Origin of the sequence: Roseicyclus marinus, from assembly GCF_036322625.1 — a bacterium.
GTDB lineage: Bacteria > Pseudomonadota > Alphaproteobacteria > Rhodobacterales > Rhodobacteraceae > Roseicyclus > Roseicyclus marinus_A.
Window position 1 is genome coordinate 444766 of record NZ_AP027266.1, and the last position, 23354, is coordinate 468119.

Consider the following 23354-nt stretch of genomic DNA (forward strand, 5'->3'; position numbering starts at 1 on the left):
TTCATTCGCAGTCACGCGTCGCGCTCCAACCTTCTGATTTCGCATGTCCGGGGAGCCCAAAACCGGTTCCCACTTTTGCGCGACATGCTTCTTGATTTCGCATGTCCGGGGAGCCCAAAACCGGTTCCCACTTTTGCGCGACATGCTCTATTCGGCGGCCAGCGCCTCGTAGGTTTCCATGTAGAAACCCATCATGGTCGCGGGGTCGGCGACGCCTGCCTCGGCTGCGGCGACGATCCAGTCGGCGACCATCGCGTCGCGGATCGTGTCCACCGCCGCGATCAGCTCGGGAGAGGCTTGCGTGATGGTGTGACCGGCGGCGGCCAGCGCCTCGGTCGCGGCGGGGCTTTGCAGGTCGAACTGGCGGCCCCAGGTGGCCGAGAGCGTTTCACCCGCGATGGCCTCGATCGCGGCCTGATCGGCGGGGGCGATGCTGTCCCAGCGGGCGCCGTTCATCACCACGAAGAAGGTCGCGTCATAGAACCCGTCGGGGAAGATCGTGTGATGGGTCAGCGCATCCTCAAGGCGGAAGTTCACGACCGATTCCATCGTGTGCAGCGATCCGTCGATGACGCCGCTTTCCAGCATCTCGTAGGCGCGCGTGGCGGGGGCCGCGACCGGCACGGCACCCAGTTCGGTCAGGAGCCGTTCCTGGATCGGGCCGCCCATGCGGAATTTCTGCCCGGCGATATCCTCGGGCGTCAGCATCTGGGCCGAGCCATGGTGCAACTGGCCCCCGCCGAACATGCCGACGGCCAGCATCTCGACCCCGTCAAAGACCGGCAGATCGGCCAGATGGGCTTGGTAGGTCCGCCAGAGCGCCACGCTTTGTGCCTCGCCATTGGTGCCGGCATTGGGGAATTCCGCGAACCACAGCGACACGAAACGTTCGGGTTCATAGGTGAAATTGCCCCAAGCGATGTCGGCCACACCGGTGCGCGCCAGTTCCCAATGCTGCGCGGGGCCGCCCAGCGGCGCGGGCAGGATGGTGACGGTCACGCGGCCTTCGGTCACTTCGGCAACCTGTTCGGCGAAGGGCACCAGAACATCGGTGTGCAGGAAATGCGTCGGCGGAACCCAGGACGACATCGTCAGGTTCTGGGCGCTGGCGGCCCCTGTCATGAGCGCCAGTGCCGTGGCAAGCGCGGTGGTGCGGCGTAGGGTGCAGGTCATGGTTGGATCTCCCTTGGCGATGGCCCCTGTCGCGGCCTGACCGCCGCTCCTCCGGCGGGTCGGTTTCGGCGTTGCGATAGTTGCAGTTTGAGAATAATGTGCTGAGACTGTTGCATGCTGAGATAAAGGCGGCGATGATGCCCAAGGTATCGGGTGATACCGAAAGCACGGGCACAGCGGGGCGGGGCAGGATGAGCGGTCAGAAAACCTTTCGGAACGAGCGGCTTACCTACAAGCTCAACATCGTTGCCGATCAGGCCATCGCGGCGAACGACCAGATTTTCCTGCGCGAGACCGGGTGCAGCATCCGCGAATTGCGGGTTCTGCGCCTGATCGACGACACGCCCGGCACCAGCTTTCGCGACATTGCCCGCGTCACGGGATTCGAACGCAGCCTGACCTCGCGCCTGATCCAGTCGCTGATCGGGGCGGGGTTGATCGAACGCAAGAACGCGCCCGATGACGCCCGCGTCTTCGAGCTGCACACCACCGAGAAGGGCCAGGAGGCCCGCCGCATCGCGCGCGGTGTCTCGGACAGGTTGGAGGCGATCCTGACCGATCCCCTGTCCCGGGCCGAGCTGGACACGCTCAACACGCTTCTGGAGCGGCTGGCAGCCTGGGTCAGTTCGGATGCGTATCGTGAGCGGCTCTTGGAGGAGTAATTCTCAAGTCAAGATAATCTTGATTTGAGAATGAGTATCCGCTACACGGGCCCCGCCATACCAGCCGTCCCGCGAGAGGCCGAGATCATCGGCGCCGAAGGAGCAACCCCCCGGAACCTCTCAGGCAAAAGGACCGGGACGCGCAGGGCGATCTGAAGCGGGAGAAAGAACACCCGCAACAGAGGGGAAACCCCGCCGCAAGGCGGGCATGAAACCCTTTGGTCGCGGGAGGTTCACATGACCAAGATAGCCGTAATCGGCGCCGGCATCACCGGCGTCTCCACCGCCTCGTCCCTGATGGACCGGGGCCATGATGTCACGATCTTCGACCGCAACCGCTATGCGGCGATGCAGACATCCTTTGCCAATGGCGGGCAGTTGTCGGCCTCGAACGCCGAGACGTGGAACCGCTGGGCCACCGTCTTCAAGGGCATGCGCTGGATGATGATGCGGGGCGCGCCCTTGCTCGTGAACCCCAAGCCCAGCTGGCACAAGTACAGCTGGATGGCCGAATTCATCGCCGCCATCCCCCAGTATCGCGACAATACCATCGCGACCGCCCGCATGGCAATTGCCGCCCGTGGCCTGCTCAAGGAAAAGGCCGCGCGCTACGGCTTCGACTTCAACGCCGAGGATCGGGGCATCCTGCACATCTATACCGACCGCGCCGAATTCGACCATGCGGGGCGGGTGACGGCGCTGTTGGCGGAGGCGGGTCTGACGCGCCGCGCCGTGACGGCCGAAGAGATCCGCAGTCTCGAGCCCGCCATCTCGGGCGATTTCGTCGGCGGCTATTATACCGACAGCGATTTCACCGGCGATATCCATCGCTACACCATGGGTCTGGCCCAGGGCATCGCGGGCGAGGGGGCCGATCTGCGCTTTGGCACCGAGATCGAGACGCTGGCCCATACCGGCGCCGGTGTGCGGGTGACATGGGTCAACGGCGCCGATCGTCAGGCCGAGGATTTCGACGCCATCGTGATCTGCGCCGGGGTGGAAAGCCGCCGCTTTGCCGCGATGCTGGGCGACCGGGTGAATGTCTACCCGGTCAAGGGCTATTCGATCACCGTCCGCCTCGATGACCCGGCAAGCCAGGAGGCCGCGCCCTGGGTCAGCCTGCTCGATGACGAGGCCAAGATCGTCACCAGCCGGCTTGGCCGCGACCGGTTCCGCATCGCGGGCACGGCGGAATTCAACGGAACGAACCTCGATATCCGCGACGATCGCATCCGCCCGCTTGTCAAATGGTGCGAGCGATTCTTTCCCGGTGTCAGCACCGAACATGCGATCCCATGGGCGGGCCTGCGCCCGATGATGCCCAACATGATGCCCAAGGTGGGTGCAGGCCGTCGCCCGCGCGTCTTCTACAACACCGGCCACGGGCACCTGGGCTGGACGCTGTCGGCGGCCACCGCCGAGATGCTGGCCGAAGCCGTCAGTGCGGATGCGGCCCTTGCCCCCGTCCGCCCGCAATCCCTGCGGATGGCGGCGGAGTGACCGCCCTGCGGCAGGCCCGCGCGTCCGGGTCTGCCGCACATCGCGCCTCAGGGTATCGACCAAGACCCGGCGCGTCATCGACAGATCACACCCCCCGCAAGCATGGTCCGGCTCAAAGCAACGCCAGACACGGTGACCCAAGTGACCACGATCGACCGCATCGAAACCCTCATCCTCGATATCCCCACGATCCGTGGGCATGTCCTGTCGATGGCGACGATGCGGACCCAGACCGCCGTTCTGGTGCGCATCCGGTTTTCCGACGGCTCCGAAGGTTTGGGCGAGGGCACGACCATCGGCGGTTTGAGCTATGGTCCCGAAAGCCCCGAAAGCATCCGCTCGGCCATCGACACCTATCTGGCACCTGCCCTGACGGGCCGCGCCGCCGATGATGTGAACGGCGCGATCCAGCTGATGGACCATGTCGCGCGCGGCAACCGCATCGCCAAGACCGCCGTTGAAATCGCGCTCTGGGATGGTCTGGGCAAGCGGCTGGGCGTGTCGGTCGCGCAGCTGTTCGGCGGTGCCGTCCACAGCCGCCTGCCGGTGGCCTGGACGCTTGCCTCGGGCAATTCCGACACCGACATCGCCGAGGCCGAGGCGATGATCGCCAAGGGTCGCCACAACATCTTCAAGCTCAAGATCGGCAAGCGCTCCGTCGCCGAGGATGTGGCCCATGTCGCGCGGATCAAATCCGCCCTGGGCGATGCCGCCAGCATCCGCGTGGATGTGAACCAGACCTGGACCCTGGCCGATGCCCGTCGCGGGCTGCCCGCGCTGCAAGATGCCGGGTGCGCCCTGGTCGAACAGCCCGTCGCGGCCCGCTATCTCAATGCCATGGCGGAGCTGACCCGCGCCTACGAGATCGCGGTCATGGCCGACGAGGCGCTGAATGGTCCCGAGGATGCGCTGGCCGTGGCCAGCCGGGGGGGCGCCGATGTCTTTGCGGTCAAGATCGCGCAATCGGGTGGCCTCAAGCGCGCGGCCGAAGTCGTGGCGATCGGGCAGGCCGCAGGGCTTGGCCTGTACGGCGGCACGATGCTGGAAACCGGTCTCAGCACGGCGGCGGCATCGCAATTGTTTGCCACGGTCGAGCGGCTGGATTGGGGAACCGAGCTGTTCGGACCGCTGCTTTTGACCGCCGACATCCTGGCCCAGCCCATCATCTACCGCGATTTCCATGTCGAGGTGCCGCAAGGCCCCGGCATCGGTGCAGCCCTCGACCCCGACAAGATCGAATTCTACCGCCGCGACCGCACGACCCGCGTCGCGGCGGCGGGCGCATAGCCCGCAAGACCACGCCAAAAGGGAGGAGACCCGCCATGTTCACGCAAAGCACACTCGACGACCTGTCCAACCGTCTTGACGGCATGGTGCAGGACGATCCCGAAAACGGCATTTTCCGTGCCCGGCGGGACATGTTCACCGATGCCGAGCTTTTCGAGCTGGAGATGAAGCACATCTTTGAAGGCAACTGGATCTACATGGCCCATGAAAGCCAGATCCCGAACCCCGGCGATTATTTCACCCTGCACATGGGCCGCACGCCTGTCGTCATCACCCGCGACAAGGACGGCAATCTGAACGCGCTGGTCAATGCCTGCTCGCACCGGGGCGCGATGCTGTGCCGGTTCAAGCGGCGCAACCAGAAGACCTTCACCTGCCCGTTCCACGGCTGGACCTTTTCCAACACCGGCAAGCTCTTGAAGGTGAAGGACCCGAACGGCGCGGGCTACCCCGAGCAGTTCAACAAGGACGGCAGCCACGATCTGACCAAGGTCGCGCGGTTCGAGAATTATCGCGGCTTCCTGTTCGGTTCGCTCAATGCCGATGTGAAACCGCTCGAAGAATATCTGGGCGAGGCGCGGCACATGATCGACATGATCGTGGACCAGGCCGACGACGGGCTCGAGGTGCTGCGCGGCGCGTCCACCTATACCTATGACGGCAACTGGAAGCTTCAGGCCGAAAACGGGGCCGATGGCTATCACGTGTCCTCGGTGCACTGGAACTACGTCGCCACCACCGCCCACCGGACCGAGGATGGGAAAGAGGACCAGATCAAGGCGACCGACGCCTCCAAATGGTCCAAGCAGCGCGGCGGTTTCCATTCCTACGAGAACGGTCACCTGCTCTTGTGGACGCAATGGGCCGATCCGACCAACCGCCCCAACTATCCGCGCCTGGCGGAATGGACGGAAAAATACGGGCAGACCAAGGCCGAATGGATGGTGGGCGTTCTGCGCAACCTGTGCCTTTATCCCAACGTCTTCCTGATGGATCAGTTTTCCAGCCAGATCCGCGTGTTCCGCCCCATCAGCGTCGACCAGACCGAGGTGACGATCTACTGCATCGCCCCCAAGGGCGAGCCGCAGGAGGCCCGCACCCGCCGCATCCGCCAGTACGAGGATTTCTTCAACGCGTCCGGCATGGCGACCCCCGACGACACCGAGGAATTCCGCGCCACCCAGCGGGGCTATGCAGGTGCCGCGCATGCCAAGTGGAACGACCTGACGCGCGGTGCCACCCAGTGGATCCAGGGGCCCGACGAAGACGCGAAAGCCCTGGGCGTGAACCCGATCCTGTCCGGCGCCCGGACCGAGGACGAGGGGCTTTTCGTCATCCAGCACAGCCAGTGGACCGAGCGGATGGCGGACGCCATCGCCAAGGAACGCACCACCGCCCCCGCCGTCGCGGCCGAATGAGGAGGGACCAGACAATGACCATCACCACACCCATCCGTGCCGAGATGACCTTTGACGAGATCCAGGCCTTTCTGCATGCCGAGGCCCGCGCGCTCGATGATCGCGACTGGGATACCTGGCTGAGCTTCTACCACAAGGATTGCCCCTTCTGGATGCCCGCATGGGATGACGAGGACCAGCTGACCGAAGACCCGGCGAACGAGATGTCCTTGATGTATTACCCCAACAAGCAGGGGATCGAGGATCGCGTGTTCCGGATCAAGACCGACCGGTCCTCGGCCACGTCGCTGCCCGAGCCGCGCACCAACCACAACCTGTCGAATATCGAGGTTGTGGAGCGCGACGGCACGACGATCCGGCTACGCTTCAACTGGCTGACGCTGTCCTACCGCTACGGCAAGACGGATCAGCATTGGGGCACGTCCTATTACACGATCGACACCGCCGAAGGGCGGCCGCTCATCACCGACAAGAAGGTGGTGCTGAAGAACGACCGTATCCACCACGTGATCGACGTCTACCACATCTGATCCCCGCCAGCCGGGGCTGACCGCGCCGCGCGCGCCCGAGGAGGGGCCGCGCGGCCAAGGGAGGAGTTTGCCAAATGTCCAGCTACAACATCGCGCTCAATTTCGAGGATGGCGTCACCCGCGTCATCACCTGTGACGGTGACGAAAAGGTGACCGACGCCGCGTTCCGGCAAAAGATCAACCTGCCGATGGATTGCCGCGACGGGGTCTGCGGCACCTGCAAATGCTTCGCCGAAAAGGGTGAGTACGAGCTCGAATTCTACATGGACGAATCCATGTCGGACGAGGAAGCCGCCGAAGGCTACGTGCTCACCTGCCAGATGGTTCCGCAAAGCGATTGCGTGATCCGCGTGCCGGCCTCGTCGGCCGTGTGCAAGACCGCGCCCGAGGCGGTGCAGGGCGAGGTTCTGGGCGTTGACCGCCTGTCGGACACGTCCTTTGGCCTGCGGGTGAAACTGGCTCGGCCCATGGGCTTTTTGCCCGGCCAATACGTCAACGTCACCGTGCCGGGCACGAAGGCGCATCGGTCCTATTCCTTTTCGTCGGCCCCCGGCAGCGACGAGGCGAGCTTTCTCATCCGCAACCTGCCCGGTGGCGTGATGAGCGGCTATCTGGCCGAGCGCGCGCAACCCGGCGATGCCGTCACGCTGACGGGTCCGATGGGCGCGTTCTACCTGCGCCCCGTCACGCGGCCCCAGCTGTGGCTTGCGGGCGGCACGGGGCTTGCCCCCTTCCTGTCGATGCTGGAGCAGCTGGCCGAGCAAGGCAGCGACCAGCCCGTGCGGCTCTACTACGCCGTCACCCGCGCCGCCGATCTGGTGGAGCTGGACCGCGTTCAGGCGCTGGCCGCCCGGATCGGCAAGGTCGAGGTCATCACGATCCTTGCCGCAGCCGAGGATGATCACCCGAAAAAGGGCTTCGTCACCGACCACCTGACTGCCGATGACCTGAACGCGGGCGATGTGGATGTCTACCTTTGCGGTCCGCCGCCGATGGTCGATGCCGTACGCGCCCATTTCACCACCCTGGGGATCGAGCCCGCCAACTTCTTCTACGAGAAGTTCAACCCCACCGAAGCCGAGGCCGTCGCGGCATGACCCGGTTCGCCGACAAGGTGATGGTCGTCACGGGGGCCGCCCAAGGCATCGGTCGCCGTGTCGCCGAACGCGCGGCGGGCGAGGGCGCGCGCGTTCTGGTCGTCGACCGCTCGGACCACCGCAATGACGTGGTGGCCGCGATCCGCACGGCCGGTGGCGAGGCGGAGGCTTTTGCCGCCGATCTGGAAACGTGGGACGGCTGTGCCGCGGCGATGGCCGAGGCGGTCCGCCATTGGGGCCGGATCGACATCCTGATCAACAACGTGGGCGGCACGATCTGGGCGAAGCCGTTTGAGCATTACGAGCCGAACCAGATCGACGCCGAAATCCGCCGGTCGCTCTTCCCGACGATCTACTGCTGCCGGGCGGCGCTTGACCACATGTTGCCGCAGGGCGCGGGCGTGATCGTCAATGTCTCGTCCATCGCCACCCGTGGCCTGAACCGCGTGCCTTATGCAGCGGCCAAGGGCGGCGTGAACGCGATCACCGCAAGCCTTGCCTGGGAAGTGGCCGAACGCGGCATCCGCGTGGTGGCGACCGCACCGGGCGGCACCGAAGCCCCCCCGCGGCTCACGCCCCGCAACCCGAATGCGGCACAGGAACAGCCACAGGATTGGTACCAGACCATCGTCGATCAGACGATCCAGTCCTCGCTGATGAAACGCTATGGAACGCTCGACGAACAGGCAGGCCCGATCCTGTTCCTGGCGTCGGACGATGCCTCCTACATCACCGGCGTCACGCTGCCGGTCGGCGGGGGCGATCTTGGCTAGGCCCGGGGAGGGGCCGACCACCTAATTCAACCGGAGGAACCACCACAATGAAACGCGCAACCCTGGCGACCCTTGCGGCCGCCACCACCCTCGCTTTGCCTGCCGCTGCCGACACGGTCGATATCGGCGTGCTTTTGCCCTTTTCGGGCGTCTATGCCGCGCTCGGCAACGAGATCGAGGCGGGCTTTGCCCTGGGCCTCGAGACCTATGGCAACGACCTCGATGTCGAGATCATCCTCCACCGCGAGGATACCGAGGTGACGCCCGCCACGGGTCTTGCCCGCACCCGCAAGCTGATCTTGCAAAGTGACGTGGACGCCATCGTCGGTGTCGTGTCTTCGGGCGTGCTGGGCGCCGTGCGCGACATGGTCGACGGCGCGGGCGTGCCGCTGATAGTCGCCAATGCGGGCAATGATGCCGCCACCGGGGTCGATTGCAGCCCGTGGATCACCCGCGTGTCCTTCTCCAACAGCCAGGTGAACCGCCCGATGGGCCGCTGGATGGCCGAGCAGGGGATCGAAACGGTCTATACGCTTGCCCCCGATTACGCCGCCGGTCGCCAGATGATCGAGGGCTTCACCGGGGCCTTTGTCGAGGCAGGCGGCACCATCGTCGGCAGCGACTACACGCCCTTCCAGCAGACGCAGGATTTCGGCCCCTATATCGCGCAGGCGCAGGCCTCGGGTGCGGATGCGCTTTTCGTCTTCTACGCGGGCGGGGAGGCGATCTCCTTTGTCAATCAATACGCAAGCTTTGGCGCGGGCGATGATCTGCCGCTTTACGGCTCGGGCTTCCTGACTTCGCAGCTCTATGTCGATGCGCAGGGACAATCGGCCGAGGGCGTGATCACCGCGCTGCATTACGTGCCGACCATCGACAATGCCGAGAACGCGGCCTTTGTCGCGGCGTTCCGCGATGCCACGGGCCGGGTGCCGTCGGAATATGCGGTGCAGGGCTATGACGCCGCCCGCGCCCTGATCGAGGCGCTGGAAACCGGCGCACGCGACCGCGAAACTTTGGGCGCGGCGCTGCGTCAGGTCAGCTTCGACGGCCCGCGCGGCGCGCTGTCCATCGATCCGGCGACCAACAACGTGGTCCAGCCGATCTACGTCTATGAAACGGTTCAGGGTGCCAACGGCATGACCCAGACCGTTCTGGCGCAACTGCCGGCCGAGGCCGATCCGGTGAACGGCTGCCAGATGCCGTCCTTGCCCACGAACTGAGCCCCGGCGGGCCGCCCGACACGATCGGGCGGCCCTTTTCCCATGCTGTCACGAGGCGTTGCCATGACCCAAGACCTGTCGTTCTGGACCTTGCAGACGCTGAACGCGTTGCAACTGTCCATGCTGCTTTTCCTGCTCTCCATCGGCCTGACGGTGATTTTCGGGCTGATGCATTTCGTCAACCTTGCCCATGGGGCGCTTTATGCGCTGGGGGCCTATATCGCGGCGAGCATCGCAGGCGTTGCGGGGTTCTGGGTCGCGATCATAGCCGCCCCTGTCGGCGTCGCGCTGGTGGGGGTCGTGCTTTACGGCGGGTTGATCCAGCGGATGCGCAAATCCGGGCCGATGGCGCAGGTCCTGGTGACCTTCGGGCTTATTTTCGCGCTCCTTGATCTGACGCGCATCTTCTGGGGCGATCTGGCGCTGGCCATGTCCATGCCGCAGGTGCTGTCGGGGCAGGTCGATCTTTTGGGCGTGAGCTATCCGGCCTATCGCCTGTTCATCATCCTGCTCGGGGGCGCGATTTTCGTAGCACTCGCGCTGGTGCTGTCGCGCACGCAGATCGGTGCGATGATCCGCGCGGGCGTCGACAATGACGCGATGGCTGCCTGCCTTGGCATCAACGTGGAGCGGCTGTTTTTCGTCGTCTTTTGCGTGGGTTGCGCGCTGGCGGGACTGGCCGGTGCGGTCGCTGCACCGCTCCTTAGCGTGACGCCCGGCATGGGTCTGCAGATCCTGATCCCCACGCTGATCGTGATCGTGATCGGGGGCCTTGGCTCGCTCAAGGGCGCGGTCGCGGGGTCGCTGATCTACGGGTTCGTCCAGACATTCGGCGCGGTGCTCGCGCCGCAGCTTGCCTCCGTTCTCATCTACGCGCTCTTGGCCGCGGTCCTCGTGATCAAGCCGGTGGGCCTGTTCCCCGCGAAAGGATAACCGCATGTTCCGTCACACCCCTCTTCGCTACGCGGTTCTGGCCATCCTTGCGGTTGCCGCGCTCGTCCAAACCTTTACGGCAGGTTACTTTGGGCTCGAAATTCTTATCGAAATCCTAATCCTGTGCCTCCTTGTTCTGGCGCTTGACCTGGTCGCGGGCTTCGGTGGCATGGTCTCGCTCTGCCACGGCGCGCTGATGGGCGTGGGGGCCTATGCCTTCGTCGCGCTGGGCACTCTGGCGGGGCTCGATCCGTGGCTTGCGGCGCTGGCCGCCGTGGCCATCACCGCCGCGATGGCCTGGGTCATCGGCGCGATCTGCGCGCGCAGCCATGGCATCTATTTCATCATGGCGACGCTGGCCTTTGGGCAGATGGCCTATTCCTACGTGTTTGAATCGCCGCTGTTCGGGGGCGATGACGGAATGGGCGGAATTGACCGGTTCGATCTGGGCGCCATCGGTCTTGACCTGAACGACAGCCGGACCTTTGCGCTTTTCTGTCTTGCCGTCGTCGTGCTGGCCTATCTGTTTTCCGTCGCGATCCTGCGCTCGGGGCTGGGCCGGTCGCTCTCGGGCGTCATGCACAACGAGAAGCGGATGAAGGCGCTGGGGCTGAACACCTGGCGGATCAAGGCCGATGTCTTTGGCCTGTCGGGCATCATCGCGGGCGTGGCGGGTGTTCTGGCCGCGCAGCACATCATGTTCATTTCGCCTGGCCTTCTGAACTGGACCGTGTCGGGCGAGGCGCTGGTCGTCGTCATCCTGGGCGGGCTGGGCACGCTGGTGGGACCGTTGGTGGGTGCTGCGGCCTTTGTCGTGATGAAGCACGAGCTGGGCGAGATCACGACCTATTGGCACCTTGTCGTCGGCGTCATCCTGATCGCCGTGGTGATGAGCCGGGCCAATGGCATCTTTGGCTGGGTCGAGGCGCGCTGGGGGGCTGCCATAGAACGCCGCCTGACGGACGCCACCCGCAGCCCCGCAAAAAAGGAGGTTTCGACCGATGCTTGAGACGCGCAACCTGACCAAGAGCTTCGGCGCGGTGCATGTCACGCGGTCCGTCTCGCTCAAGCTGGAACGTGGCGAGCGGCGGGTGATCCTGGGCCCCAACGGGGCGGGCAAGACGACGCTGTTCAACCTGCTGGTGGGCGAGTTGACGCCCGATGGCGGCAGCGTCCACCTGGCGGGCGAGGATGTGACGGCGCTGTCCGTTCCGCGCCGCGCGCGCCGCGGCCTGTCGCGGAGCTACCAGAAGAACACGCTGTTCGACGGTCTGACGGTCGAGGAAAACCTGGCGCTGGCCGCCGCCGTGCCGACGGGCCATGCCACGCGGCTGTGGTCCGACAGCCTGCGCCAGCCGGAAATCCGGCAAACCGTGGCCGAGGTGGCCGAACAGGTGAACCTGATGCCCCACCTGCATGCCCGCGTGTCGGAAATCAGCTATGGCGTGCGCCGCCAGCTGGAGGTGGGCGTGGCGCTGGCGACCCGTCCGCTGGTCCTGTTGATGGACGAGCCGACAAGCGGCGTGGGGCCGGAGATGTCCAAGGGGTTCCATGACCTGTTGAACAACCTGCCGCGCGATCTGACGCTTTTGATCATCGAACATGACATGGACCTTGCCTTTGCCGTGGCCGACACGATCACCGTCCTGAATTACGGCGAGGTCGTTTTCGACGGCCTGCCCGAGGAGGCGCGTGGATCGAAGCTGCTCAAGGACATCTATCTGGGGAGTTGGGAAGATGCTTGATCTGAACGCCGTCTCGTCGGGTTATGGCGAAACGCAGGTGCTGCATGGCCTGAGCCTCAGGGCGGAACAGGGAAGGGTTCTTGCCATCCTCGGGCGCAATGGCGCGGGCAAGTCGACGACGCTCAAGACCATCATGGGCCTGTTGCCGACCAAGGGCGGTGCGATCACCTTCGAGGGGCGCGCGATGCCTGCCCGGCCCTTTGACGTGGCGAAATCGGGCATCGCCTATGTGCCCGAGACGCGCGACATCTTTCCGTCGCTCACCGTGCGCGAGAACCTCGAGATCGCGGCGGCCCGGTTCGGGGGCAAGGGGGCGGAATGGACGCTTGACCGGGTGGTCGACCTGTTCCCGCGCCTGGGCGAGCGGATGAAGAACGGCGGCGCGGAATTGTCGGGCGGGGAACAGCAGATGCTGGCCATCGCGCGCGGCCTGTTGATGAACCCGCGCCTGTTGATCCTGGACGAGCCGACCGAAGGATTGGCCCCGATCATCGTCAAGCTGATCCATGACAAGCTGATGGATCTGAAGCGCGCGGGCCTGTCCATGGTTCTGGTGGAACAGAATTTCGGCTTTGCCACATCGCTGGCCGATGACGTGGCCGTGGTCAGCAAGGGGCAGGTGGTCTGGTCCGGCAGCCCTGCGGAAATCCGCGCCGATGAAGAGGCGCAGCACCGCTGGCTTGGCGTGTGATCCATGATGGGGCGGGGCCGGACCCCCGCCCTATTCTTTTACAAGATCTTGCGCGCGACTTTCTGGGCGAGTTTCACGAAATTCGCCACATGCACGCCCTGTTCGTCGAGCCGGTAGCTGACCGACAGGGCGGTGCGCGCGATCTCGGGCTCGATACGCAGGAATTTCATTCCCTTGCGGGGGGCATTGGCCACGGATTCGGGCACGATGCACACGCCCTCGCCCACCGAGACGAGGCCGAGCGCGGTTTGCAGATCCATGCACCAGACGCGCATCGGAACCATGAACCCCGCCGCCTCGCAGGCATTCAGGACGAAATCGGCGTAACTGGGGCGGGGATATTCGGGATATAGGATCAGGTTGTGGGTCTGCAGCCGTTCCAGTTTCGCCACCGTGCGGCCACCGGTATCGACGACATCGGGCAGCGCCAGGATCAGCTTTTCCTCGAGCAATTCGCGGGTGACGAATTCGGCGTCCTGGAGCGCGGGCCGGGCAAAGGCCACGTCGATCTCGCGCGAGACGAGCGCGCGGTGCAGCTGCGCGTTGTTCATCGGGATGAGGGACAGGTTCACCTCGGGGTAATTGGCGCGGAAGGATTTGATGATGTTGGGCAGGATGCCAAAGGTCGCGGAGCCCACGAAGCCGATGCGCAAGCGCCCCTCGGCCCCCTGGCCGAGCCGCCGCACCTCGAGCCGTGTATCTTCCATCTGGGCCAGGATCGACTTGCCGCGCGCCAGCAGGCGTTCGCCCGCCTGGGTCAGCGTGATCGCGCTGCGGCCCCGGTTGAACAGGATCGCGCCCAGTTCTTCCTCCAGCTGCTTGATCTGGCGGCTGAGGGGCGGTTGCGCCATGTCCAGCCGTTCGGCGGCACGGCCGAAATGCAATTCCTCGGCCACGGCGACGAAATAGGTCAGTTGACGGAAATTCATCGCGCGTCCTCCTTGGGCGTTGCGGGCGTCATAGCCAAAAAAGAAGGCCCCCGGATGGAAATCCGGGGGCCAGTCTCAGGGAGAGGTCCGGGGGTCACTCGGCCGCGACGGCCTGTTCGGCGGCCGCTGCCTTGAGCACGAAGTCGAAGGTGAAATGCAGGTCCGTGCCCAGCTCCTTGGCGGCGGGCTTGAACTTGCCGATAAGGCTTTCCTTGACGGCGAAGACGCTGTCTTCGTCCAGCCACTTGCTGTCGGCGTCGTAGATCTGGCTGATCAGCGGGCGATAGCCATCGCGCGAGATGATGAAGTGCATGTGGCCGGGGCGGTTGGGGTGGTGGCCCATGAAGCGCAAGAGCTCGCCCGCGGTTTCGTCATCGGGGATCGGGTAGGGCACGGGGCGCACGGCGACAAAGGCGTAATGGCCGTTCTCATCCGTCTCGAAGCGGCCGCGCAGGTTGTATTCCGGCTGGTCGGGGTCGAGGTTTTCGTAGATGCCGTTGGGCGCATCTTCCCAGACATCGAGCGTGACGCCCGCGATGCCATTGCCGGCTTCGTCGCGGATATAGCCTTCGAACCAGACGGTTTCCTCGTTGTCGTAATGCTTCTGGATGGTGGAGGCACCCTTGGGCAGGACCGGCGGGTTCTCGCGGTAGAAGGGGCCCAGAACCGTCGATTCGCTCTCGTTGCCTTCGACGGGGTTGGTCATCATGTCGACCAGAACCTCGATGCCCAGGATGTCGCCGAGCAAGATGAATTCCTGCCGGTTGTCGTTGCAGAGCTTGCCGGCGCGGGCGAGGTAATCGCAGGCGGCGAGGAATTCGTGGTGCTGCAGCTTCACGTCCTTCACGAAGCCATGCAGGTGGCGGATCAGCGCGGTCGCGATCTCGCGCTCACGGTCGGTGATGTCGCCATGCTTGCCAAGGCTCGCGATCACGACGTCGGTGATGTTCTGTTCGTTGACGATGCCCATGGTTGCAATCTCCTCCTGGCATGGTTGCGTCGGGTCACGGGGATGGCCCAGCGGCCCCCGTTGCCCGACATCCTGCGTCCGATGCCAGTCTCCTTCCCATGCCTGCCACGGTATCGGGTGATACCGTATCATGTCAAGATGATCTCATAGTGAGAATGATTTTGCCATGTCCGGGTATCGGCCCATACCCGCCCCGGCATGGAGGCGGCGGCGGCGGCATGGCACGAGGAGGGGGATAGTCCGCAAGATCCGGAGGCTTTGGTGCTTACGACCTTTCAAGAGGTTCAGGAAAGCCTGAACGCGACCCCTCACCTGCTGCGCCTCGGGCGGCTGTTTTCGGAAACCGTGCTGGTCGAGGTCGACGGGCAGGAGATCTACCTGAGCTTCGATCAAGGCCGCATCGCCAGCGTGACCGAGGGGCCCAGCCGCAAGACGCCCTGGCGGTTCGCGCTGCGCACCGATGGCGCGGCGCTGGAAGAATTCTGGCGCGCGCGGCCCGAGCCCGGATTTCACGACATCTTTGGCCTGGTGAAGATCGGGCGGGGGCGGATCGACGGCGATATCCTGTGCCTTGTGAAGAACCTGCGGTTCTTCAAGGAGGTCATGGGTCTGGCCCGCATGGACGAGGGGAAAGCAGCATGAGTTTCGAGCCGATCACCGGGCGCTACCTGACCGTCAGCGTCGCGGGCGCGCCGCGCCGCATCTATGTCGAGGAAGCGGGCGCGGGCCGCCCGGTTTTGTGCCTGCACACGGCGGGGGCCGATACGCGGCAATGGCGGCACCTGATGAACGATGCCGCCGTGACGGCGGGCAATCGCCTGATCGCCTTCGACATGCCCTGGCATGGCAAATCGCTGCCGCCCGAGGGCTGGGAGGTGGAGGAATACCTGCTGACAACAGAGGCCTATATCGAAACCGTTCTGGCCGTGGTCGATGGGATGGGGCTGGACCGCCCCGTGCTGGCGGGCTGTTCCATGGGCGGGCGTATCGCGCTGCAACTGGCAGCCCTCCACCCCGAGACATTCAGCGGCTTCATCGCGATCGAGGCGTCGGATTTCCAGCCTGCCTGGTATGATATCGACTGGTTCCACCGCCCCGATGCCCATGGCGGCGAAATGGGTGCGGCGCTGGTATCGGCCAATATCTCGCCCCATGCGCCGCGCGTCGAACGCTGGAACACGCTGTGGATGTTCATGCAGAGCGGGCCGGGCGTGTTCCGCGGCGATCTGAGTTTCTACACCAAGGATGACAGCCTGATCGGGCGCCTGTGCCGGATCGATACGTCGAAAACGCCGGTGCATCTGTTGGTCGGGGCCTATGACCTGACCTGCACGCCCGAGGATGCGCGCCGCACCGCCGCCGCCATTCCCGGCGCCAGCATCGCGGTGATGGACGAGCTGGGCCATTTCCCGATGAGCGAACACCCCGAGGGGTTCCGCCCCTTTTTCCTCGATGCGTTGGCGCGGATGCCCGTGGCGCGCGCCGATGCCGCCTGAAAGGACAAGGATCATGACCAATCCCTGCATCATCTGCGTGGCCATCACGGGCTCGCTGCCCACCAAGGCGAACAATCCCGCCGTGCCGATCACGGTTTCGGAACAGGTGGAATCCACCCATGAGGCCTTCGAGGCCGGGGCCACCATCGTCCACGCCCATGTCAGGAACGACGATCAGACCCCCTCGTCCGACCCCGAGAAATTCGCGCGGCTCAAGGAAGGTTTGGAGAAACATTGCCCCGGCATGATCATCCAGTTCTCGACCGGTGGTCGCTCGGGCGCGGGTCAGGCGCGGGGGGCGATGTTGCCGCTCCGCCCCGACATGGCGTCGTTGTCGGTGGGATCGAACAATTTCCCCACGCGGGTCTATGAGAACCCGCCGGAGCTGGTGGATTGGCTGGCGTCCGAGATGCTGACCTACGATGTGAAGCCCGAGATCGAGGCCTTCGACCTCAGCCATATCCTGAAAGCCAAGGACATGGCCGACAAGGGCCAGTTGGCCGGCACGCCCTACGTGCAATTCGTGATGGGGGTGAAGAACGCCATGCCCGTGGATCGGGAGGTCTTTGATTTTTACATCAAGACCGTCCATCGCCTGTTCGGCGACAACGCGCCTTGGTGCGCCGCTGGCATCGGCCAGCAGCAGTTGACCCTCAACGAATGGGCCATCGCGGCGGGCGGCCATGCGCGCACGGGGCTGGAGGATAACGTGCGGCTCGACCGCGACCGGCTTGCGCCGTCCAACGCCGCCCTCGTCCGCCGCGCGGTCGAGATCTGCGACAAGAACGAACGCCCCGTCGCCACATGGGAAGAGGCGCGCAAGATCCTTGGCCTGCGTCTGCCCGCCAAGGCGGAGGTTGCGGCATGAAAAAGCTCTACGCTTCCGCGGCGGATGCGCTCGACGGTGTTCTGTTTGACGGCATGCTGATCGCGGCGGGGGGCTTTGGCCTCTGCGGTATTCCGGAACTGCTGATCGACGGGATCGTGGCATCGGGCGTCAAGGATCTGACCGTGGCGTCGAACAACGCGGGCGTCGATGATTTCGGCTTGGGCAAGCTTTTGGCCACCCGCCAGATCAAGAAGATGATGTCGTCCTACGTGGGCGAAAACGCCGAATTCATGCGCCAGTATCTGAGCGGAGAGCTGGAGCTGGAATTCAACCCCCAAGGGACGCTGGCCGAGCGCATGCGCGCGGGCGGCGCGGGGATTCCCGGTTTCTACACCAAGACGGGCGTCGGCACGGTCATCGCCGAGGGCAAGGAAGTGAAGACTTTCGACGGGCAGGATTACATCCTCGAACGCGGGATCTTCGCCGATCTGTCGATCGTCAAGGCTTGGAAAGCGGATGAGACGGGCAATGCGGTGTTCCGCAAGACGGCCCGCAACTTCAACCCGCCTGCTGCGATGTGCGGAAAGATCTGCATCATGGAGGTGGAGGAGATCGTGCCGACGGGATCGCTTGACCCCGACACGATCCACCTGCCCGGCATCTATGTGCATCGCCTGATCCGAGGGCAGCACGAGAAGCGGATCGAGCAAAGAACAATCCGTCAGAGGGAGGGCGCCTGAATGCCTTGGGACCGTAACCAGATGGCCGCCCGCGCCGCGAAAGAACTGCGTCAGGGCATGTATGTGAACCTTGGCATCGGCATCCCGACGCTGGTGTCGAACTACATCCCCGAGGGCATGACCGTGACCCTGCAATCGGAAAACGGGATGCTGGGCATGGGCCCCTTCCCCATCGAGGGGGAAGAGGACGCCGACCTGATCAATGCGGGCAAGCAGACCATCACCGAACTGCCCCACACCGCCTATTTCGACAGCGCGACAAGCTTTGGCATGATCCGGGGCGGCAAGATCGCCATGGCGATCCTCGGCGCGATGGAAGTCAGCGAAAAGGGCGATCTGGCGAACTGGATGATCCCCGGCAAGCTGGTGAAGGGGATGGGCGGCGCGATGGATCTGGTCGCGGGCGTGGGCCGGGTTGTCGTCGTGATGGATCACGCCAACAAGCATGGCGAGAGCAAGGTTCTGAAGGACTGCACCCTGCCCCTGACGGGCACCGGTGTGGTGGATCTGATCATCACGAACATGGGTGTGCTGGAGGTGGTCGAGGGTGGTCTGAAAATCCTCGAACTGGCCGATGGCGTGACCGAGGCCGATCTGCGCGCCGCCACGGAAGCCACGCTTGTGTGACATCAGGGCGGGTCGCGGTTTTCAGCGGAGGACAACCCGGCAAAATAGTGGCCCGCGCGGTCGATCCGGGGGGCGGTAACGCGCGGGTTCCGGTCAGGTCGCCGGGCGCGGCATCGGGGATTGCGGCGGAGCGAGACCCAAGGGCGAAATGCGCAGCGCGCGCAGCGCGTTCAGGATGACGGCCACGTCGATCGCTTCTTGCAACAGCGCGCCCTGCACCGGCGTGAGATAGCCGAAGGCCGCCGCGATCATGCCAAGCACGGAGAGGCCGATCCCCGCCACGACGCTTTCTAGCGCGATGCGGCGGGACCGGCGGGCGATCTCGATCCCCGGCGCGATGCGGTCCACCCGGTCCACCAGCAAGACGACATCCGCCGCCTCGGCACTGGCCGCAGCCCCCCGCGCGCCCATGGCCACCCCCACATCGGCGGCGGCGAGCGCGGGGGCGTCGTTGACGCCATCGCCCACCATCATCACCGGGCCGTTCTTGCGCTCGGTCAGGACCAGCAGCACCTTTTCGTCCGGCGTCAGGCTGGCCCGGATGCCGTCGAGGCCAAGGCCTTCGGTCACGCGCGCGGCAACCTCGGCCCGGTCGCCGGTGGCCAAGAGGATGCGCGCGACGCCCTGTTGCCGGAGGCCTGCCAGCATCCCGGCCGCACCCTCGCGCAGGGGGTCGGACATGACCAGATGCCCGGCCATGCGCCCATCGACCGCCACGGCCACCATCACCGACCCCGCCAAAAGATCGGGATGATCGCTTGCCACGCCGCCCGCGCGGCCCGCGACGAAACCTTCGCCGCCCACGATCACCTGCTGCCCGTCGATGACGCCGATCACGCCTTCGCCGGGGATTTCGGTCACATCCCGGGGGAGGGGCAGGCTCAGGCCCCGATCCTTTGCCGCCGCCACGATGGCCTGTGCGACGGGGTGCTTGGAGGCCTGATCGAGGGCTGCGGCATAGCGCAGGATGTCATCGGCGCCCATGCCGTCATGGCTGTCGATGCTGACGATCCGAGGCCGCCCGTCGGTCAGCGTGCCGGTCTTGTCGAGGATCAGGGTGCGGATGCGGGCCATGGCCTCCAGCGGTTTGGCGCCTTTGACGAGCACGCCGAAATGCGCCGCGCGCGACAGGCCCGCCACCAGCGCCACCGGCACGGCGAGGATCAGGGGGCAGGGGGTGGCCACGACGAGCACGGCGACGGCGCGGATCGGATCGCCCGAGAGCCACCAGGCGGCCAGGGCGATGGCGATGGTCACGGCGAGAAAGCCCAGCGACCAGCGATCGGCCAGCCGCGCCATGGGGGCTTTGGAGGCCTGCGCCGCCTCGACGAGGCGGACGATCCCGGCATAGGTGCTGTCCTTTGCTTCGCGCGTGGCCTCGAGGTCGAAGGCATCGCCTGCATTGGTCGACCCGCTCATGGTCTCGGCCCCGTGCGCGAGCCGGACGGGCAGGGATTCGCCGGTCAGCGCCGCCGTGTCGACGAAGGCCGTGGCAGAGGCGATCCGCCCGTCCACCGGCACCACGTCGCCCTGCCGGATCAGCAGGCGGTCGCCGGGGGCGATGGCGTCGAGCGGCACGTCCTCGAGCCCGCCATCGCGGTGGCGCGTCGCGGTGCGCGGCACGCGGGAGAGAAGATCGCGCATCTCGCGGCGCGCGCGGCCTTCGGCGAAGCTTTCGAGGAAGGTGCCGCCCGAATACATCACGGCGACGACAGCTGCGGCCAGCGTCTCGCCGAAGGTGAGGGCCGCCGACATGGACAGGGCCGCGACGATGTCGAGGCCCATCTCGCCGCGTGCGAGGCTGCGGACGATCTCGACCAGCAGCGCGGCCAGAACGGGCACCACGCCCGCGAACCAGACCATCCGCGCCAGATCGGGCAGGCCGCCGGCATGGAGCCCCAGCCCCGCCAGCAGAGCCGCCAGAGCAAGCCCGAGAAGGAAGGTCTTGAGCCGGTCGGTCTGCACGTGGTCCAAGGGTCTGACATCTCCGAGGGTTGGGCGATCATCGCGGGCGGGGTCGCCGGACGGCAGCGCGCGCCAGGGTTTCGCGGCCTGGCTGCATCATTGCGCCGGAAGGCCGGGGCGTCGAGACCTGTCTGCCGCGCGGTCGGCTGTCGGTGCAAAGGCCGCGCGTCGCGGCGGCGGTGGTCGTGCATCGCCCTGGACAGGATCCTGTATTCCCAGGGCCTCCGGGTGGGCAAGGCGGCCAGTGGCTTGTGTTTTCGCATGGCTGCACGCAGTATCCGGTCAGGGCCGGGGGGCTGTGGAGGAACGCACATACATGTCCTTTGACCACTGGGACGAGATCCGCACCGCCTACCAGGTCGCGCGGGTGGGCACCGTATCGGGTGCAGCCGAGGCGCTGGGGGTTCATCACGCCACCGTCATCCGCCATATCGACGCGCTGGAAGGGCGGCTGGGGGCCAAGCTGTTCCAGCGGCACGCGCGCGGCTACACGCCGACGGAAGCCGGGCAGGATCTGCTCAATGTCGCGGCCCAGACCGATGACCAGTTCACCCAGCTTGCAGGCCGCATCAAGGGGCGCGGCGACGAGGTGACGGGCGAGTTGATCGTGACCTCGCTCGATGCTCTGTCGCCCCTGATCGTGCCCGCGATCGGGGATTTCATGGAGCGTCACCCCGACCTGCGGGTCCGGTTGATGACCGATCACCGGCTGTTCCGGCTGGAATACGGGGAGGCGCATGTCGCGATCCGGGCGGGAACCCTGCCGGATCAGCCCGACAACGTGGTCCAGCCGTTCTTCACGCAGACGATCCGGTTGATGGCGTCCAGGGATTATGTCGCGCGGTTCGGCACGCTCGAGCGCGGCAATGTCGAGGATCACCGCTTCATCGGCACGGTCGAGGATTCGCCCCGCGCGCCCTATTACCGGTGGCTCAACGAACATGTTCCGGCCAGTTCGATCCATTTCCGGGCGACCTCGATGATGGCGGGCAAGGTGGCCGTGGTGTCTGGGATGGGGATCGGCTTTCTGCCGACATGGGAGATGGAGGGGACCGAGAACCTGGTCGAGGTCTTGCCGCCGCTGGAGGATTGGTCGGCCAGGATCTGGCTGGTCACCCATATGGACCTGCACCGGACGGCCAAGGTCCAGACCTTCGTGCGGTTCCTGAAGGACAAGGTGAAGACCTGGGGCGTCGATACGCCGTGACCGCGCGGGCGCAGCTTTCGGTGGAGGCGCGGCACGGGCATCTGGCGATGCTCACGTTTTCGGCGCTTGTGGCGGGATCCTTCTCGCTCGGCGGGCAGGTGGCCAACGAGATCGACCCCGCCGCGCTGAACGCGGTGCGCTTTGCCATATCGGCGGCGGTGGTGGGTGTGGTCATCGCGGCGCGGGGCGAGGGGGCGGCGACGCGCGCGGCCTTGGCGGCACCCTGGCGCTACGCGATCCTGGGCGGGTTTTTCGCGCTCTATTTCGTGACGATGTTCGTGGGGCTGAAGACGGCACCGCCGGTGTCGGCGGCGGCGGTGTTCACGCTGACGCCGGTGATGAGCGGGGTCTTCGGCTATATCCTGCTGCGCCAGATCATGGGTGCGCGCATCCGGCTGGCGCTGGCGCTGGGGGCGATGGGCGCGTTGTGGGTGATCTTTCGCGCGGATCTGTCGGCGCTGATGGCCTTCGAGATCGGGCGGGGGGAGGCGATATTCTTTTGGGGCTGCATGGCGCATGCGGCCTATACGCCGATGGTGCGGGTGCTGAACCGGGGCGAGCCGATCCTGAGCTTCACCTTCTGGACGCTGTCGGCCACGGCGGTGATCATCGGGATCTGGGGCCGGGCCGAGATCGTGGCGACGGATTGGGCGGGGTTGCGCCCGCTGGTCTGGGTGACGCTGGGCTATACGGCCATCGCGGCGTCGTCGATGACGGTGTTCCTTGTGCAATTCGCGTCGATGCGGCTGCCGTCGTCCAAGGTCATGGCCTATACCTATCTGACGCCGAGCTGGGTGTTGCTCTGGGAATTGGCGCTGGGCCAGCCGATGCCGCCCGTGATGGTGCTGGGGGGGATCGGGTTGACGGTTCTGGCGCTGGGGTTGTTGTTGAAGGAATAGGGTGGGGTGTGCCCTGTGCGGGGGTAGTGTTGATTGGTGCGCCTGAAGGCGCACCCTACCCAGACGGTGGGCAAGACTGTGTAGGGTGTGCCTTCAGGCGCACCGATCCCGACAGAAAAGACGTGAGGCGCGAAGGGTATGCCGCGCACGGCGCACCCTACTCGGGGGTGGGGGCAGAGCCCAGTTCGCGTTCGAGGAAGGCTTCGAAATCGTCGAGGTTGACCGGCTCGAACTGGCCGAAGGATTGCATCCAGACAGAGGCCGGTTTGAGCGCGTCGGGATCGAGTTTGCACCATTTCACCCGGCCGCGTTTTTCCTGAACGATCAGACCCGCCGTGGCGAGGATGGCGAGGTGTTTGGAGATCGCGGCGAGCGACATCTCGAAGGGATGGGCGACATCGGTGACGGCCATGTCATCCTCGAGCAGCATGCGCAGGATCTCGCGCCGCGTGGGATCGGCGAGGGCGGCAAAGACGATGTCGAGCGAGGCGGCCATGCGCGCCAGTAGACCCCGTCCGGCGCAATCGTCAACCGATCGGTTGAATATGCCTGTCACGGCAAAACGGGCCTGTGCGCCCTGCGCGGAGGGAGTGAACGATTTGACGCACCTGGATAAGACCATGCAAAATCAACTATTTGACGGAATTTCTCTGCGCTGCG

The 23354-nt window shown here is 65.4% G+C and carries 23 protein-coding genes, 1 pseudogene and 1 riboswitch; of the genes and pseudogenes, 19 read left to right on the plus strand and 5 right to left on the minus strand.

Annotated features, from left to right (window positions below; all coding sequences use genetic code 11):
• Positions 1 to 147: 147 nt before the first annotated feature.
• Positions 148 to 1173 carry a TRAP transporter substrate-binding protein gene (locus AABA51_RS02145; RefSeq protein WP_338273959.1) on the minus strand — a complete coding sequence of 342 codons (1026 nt, stop codon included), beginning with the start codon at positions 1171 to 1173 and terminating at the stop codon, positions 148 to 150.
• Positions 1174 to 1364: 191 nt separating this feature from the next.
• Between AABA51_RS02145 and AABA51_RS02150 the strand changes: the two genes are divergently transcribed.
• From AABA51_RS02150 to AABA51_RS02205, 12 genes and pseudogenes are all read left to right on the plus strand, one after another.
• Positions 1365 to 1835, plus strand: a complete 471-nt coding sequence (locus AABA51_RS02150; protein WP_338273961.1) for a MarR family winged helix-turn-helix transcriptional regulator — start codon at positions 1365 to 1367, stop codon at positions 1833 to 1835.
• A 60-nt stretch (positions 1836 to 1895) separates the two neighbouring features.
• Positions 1896 to 1981, plus strand: a riboswitch (glycine riboswitch).
• Between the two features lie 91 nt (positions 1982 to 2072).
• On the plus strand, positions 2073 to 3335 hold the full coding sequence (locus tag AABA51_RS02155) for a D-amino acid dehydrogenase (RefSeq protein WP_338273963.1): 1263 nt from the start codon (positions 2073 to 2075) through the stop codon (positions 3333 to 3335).
• Between the two features lie 102 nt (positions 3336 to 3437).
• Complete coding sequence (locus AABA51_RS02160; protein ID WP_338273965.1) at positions 3438 to 4622, plus strand: muconate/chloromuconate family cycloisomerase; 1185 nt, start codon at positions 3438 to 3440, stop codon at positions 4620 to 4622.
• A gap of 35 nt (positions 4623 to 4657) precedes the next feature.
• Positions 4658 to 6040 carry a benzoate 1,2-dioxygenase large subunit gene (benA, locus tag AABA51_RS02165; protein WP_338273967.1) on the plus strand — a complete coding sequence of 461 codons (1383 nt, stop codon included), beginning with the start codon at positions 4658 to 4660 and terminating at the stop codon, positions 6038 to 6040.
• A 14-nt stretch (positions 6041 to 6054) separates the two neighbouring features.
• On the plus strand, positions 6055 to 6570 hold the full coding sequence (gene benB / locus AABA51_RS02170; protein ID WP_338273969.1) for a benzoate 1,2-dioxygenase small subunit: 516 nt from the start codon (positions 6055 to 6057) through the stop codon (positions 6568 to 6570).
• 74 nt (positions 6571 to 6644) lie between these two features.
• Entirely contained in the window at positions 6645 to 7667 is a 1023-nt protein-coding gene (benC, locus tag AABA51_RS02175) for a benzoate 1,2-dioxygenase electron transfer component BenC (protein WP_338273971.1), read from the plus strand.
• Entirely contained in the window at positions 7664 to 8440 is a 777-nt protein-coding gene (benD, locus tag AABA51_RS02180; RefSeq protein ID WP_338273973.1) for a benzoate diol dehydrogenase BenD, read from the plus strand. The genes benC and benD overlap by 4 nt, the downstream gene beginning before the upstream one ends.
• A gap of 47 nt (positions 8441 to 8487) precedes the next feature.
• The gene (locus tag AABA51_RS02185) at positions 8488 to 9663 is read left to right on the plus strand and encodes an ABC transporter substrate-binding protein (protein ID WP_338273975.1); all 1176 of its coding nucleotides are present in this window, start codon (positions 8488 to 8490) and stop codon (positions 9661 to 9663) included.
• Positions 9664 to 9726: 63 nt separating this feature from the next.
• Positions 9727 to 10596, plus strand: coding sequence for a branched-chain amino acid ABC transporter permease (locus AABA51_RS02190; RefSeq protein WP_338273977.1), 870 nt, complete (start codon positions 9727 to 9729; stop codon positions 10594 to 10596).
• A 4-nt stretch (positions 10597 to 10600) separates the two neighbouring features.
• Positions 10601 to 11605 carry a branched-chain amino acid ABC transporter permease gene (locus AABA51_RS02195; RefSeq protein ID WP_338273979.1) on the plus strand — a complete coding sequence of 335 codons (1005 nt, stop codon included), beginning with the start codon at positions 10601 to 10603 and terminating at the stop codon, positions 11603 to 11605.
• A gap of 52 nt (positions 11606 to 11657) precedes the next feature.
• A pseudogene (locus AABA51_RS02200) lies at positions 11658 to 12341 on the plus strand (ABC transporter ATP-binding protein); the annotation flags it as partial.
• The gene (locus AABA51_RS02205) at positions 12334 to 13032 is read left to right on the plus strand and encodes an ABC transporter ATP-binding protein (protein WP_338273983.1); all 699 of its coding nucleotides are present in this window, start codon (positions 12334 to 12336) and stop codon (positions 13030 to 13032) included. The pseudogene AABA51_RS02200 and the gene AABA51_RS02205, both read left to right, overlap by 8 nt.
• A gap of 38 nt (positions 13033 to 13070) precedes the next feature.
• Here the strand turns inward: AABA51_RS02205 and AABA51_RS02210 are convergent, their stop codons facing one another.
• A complete protein-coding gene (locus tag AABA51_RS02210) occupies positions 13071 to 13961 on the minus strand; it encodes a LysR family transcriptional regulator (protein WP_338273984.1) in 891 nt (296 codons plus the stop codon).
• 94 nt (positions 13962 to 14055) lie between these two features.
• Entirely contained in the window at positions 14056 to 14931 is an 876-nt protein-coding gene (locus tag AABA51_RS02215; RefSeq protein ID WP_338273986.1) for a dioxygenase, read from the minus strand.
• Positions 14932 to 15129: 198 nt separating this feature from the next.
• Here AABA51_RS02215 and AABA51_RS02220 point away from each other — a divergent pair, with 198 nt between their 5' ends.
• The 5 genes from AABA51_RS02220 to AABA51_RS02240 are packed head-to-tail and all read left to right on the plus strand — an operon-like array spanning position 15130 to position 18623.
• Entirely contained in the window at positions 15130 to 15573 is a 444-nt protein-coding gene (locus tag AABA51_RS02220; protein ID WP_338273988.1) for a hypothetical protein, read from the plus strand.
• Positions 15570 to 16427 carry an alpha/beta fold hydrolase gene (locus AABA51_RS02225; RefSeq protein ID WP_338273991.1) on the plus strand — a complete coding sequence of 286 codons (858 nt, stop codon included), beginning with the start codon at positions 15570 to 15572 and terminating at the stop codon, positions 16425 to 16427. The genes AABA51_RS02220 and AABA51_RS02225 overlap by 4 nt, the downstream gene beginning before the upstream one ends.
• Positions 16428 to 16440: 13 nt before the next feature.
• Positions 16441 to 17295: a 3-keto-5-aminohexanoate cleavage protein gene (locus tag AABA51_RS02230; protein ID WP_338273993.1), complete on the plus strand. Its 855-nt coding sequence runs from the start codon at positions 16441 to 16443 to the stop codon at positions 17293 to 17295.
• Positions 17292 to 17996, plus strand: a complete 705-nt coding sequence (locus tag AABA51_RS02235; protein ID WP_338273996.1) for a CoA transferase subunit A — start codon at positions 17292 to 17294, stop codon at positions 17994 to 17996. Before AABA51_RS02230 ends, AABA51_RS02235 begins: the two co-directional genes overlap by 4 nt.
• A complete protein-coding gene (locus tag AABA51_RS02240) occupies positions 17997 to 18623 on the plus strand; it encodes a 3-oxoacid CoA-transferase subunit B (protein ID WP_338273998.1) in 627 nt (208 codons plus the stop codon).
• Positions 18624 to 18716: 93 nt separating this feature from the next.
• Here the strand turns inward: AABA51_RS02240 and AABA51_RS02245 are convergent, their stop codons facing one another.
• Positions 18717 to 20597 (minus strand): heavy metal translocating P-type ATPase, encoded by a 1881-nt coding sequence (locus AABA51_RS02245; RefSeq protein WP_338274000.1) that lies wholly within the window; start codon positions 20595 to 20597, stop codon positions 18717 to 18719.
• A gap of 307 nt (positions 20598 to 20904) precedes the next feature.
• On the opposite strand from AABA51_RS02245, the gene AABA51_RS02250 reads away from it, so the two are divergent.
• Together AABA51_RS02250 and AABA51_RS02255 are read left to right on the plus strand one after the other, a co-directional pair.
• On the plus strand, positions 20905 to 21795 hold the full coding sequence (locus AABA51_RS02250; protein ID WP_338274002.1) for a LysR family transcriptional regulator: 891 nt from the start codon (positions 20905 to 20907) through the stop codon (positions 21793 to 21795).
• Between the two features lie 47 nt (positions 21796 to 21842).
• Positions 21843 to 22694, plus strand: a complete 852-nt coding sequence (locus AABA51_RS02255) for a DMT family transporter (protein WP_338276388.1) — start codon at positions 21843 to 21845, stop codon at positions 22692 to 22694.
• Between the two features lie 157 nt (positions 22695 to 22851).
• Here the strand turns inward: AABA51_RS02255 and AABA51_RS02260 are convergent, their stop codons facing one another.
• Complete coding sequence (locus AABA51_RS02260) at positions 22852 to 23190, minus strand: ArsR/SmtB family transcription factor (RefSeq protein WP_338274004.1); 339 nt, start codon at positions 23188 to 23190, stop codon at positions 22852 to 22854.
• Between the last annotated feature and the right edge of the window lie 164 nt (positions 23191 to 23354).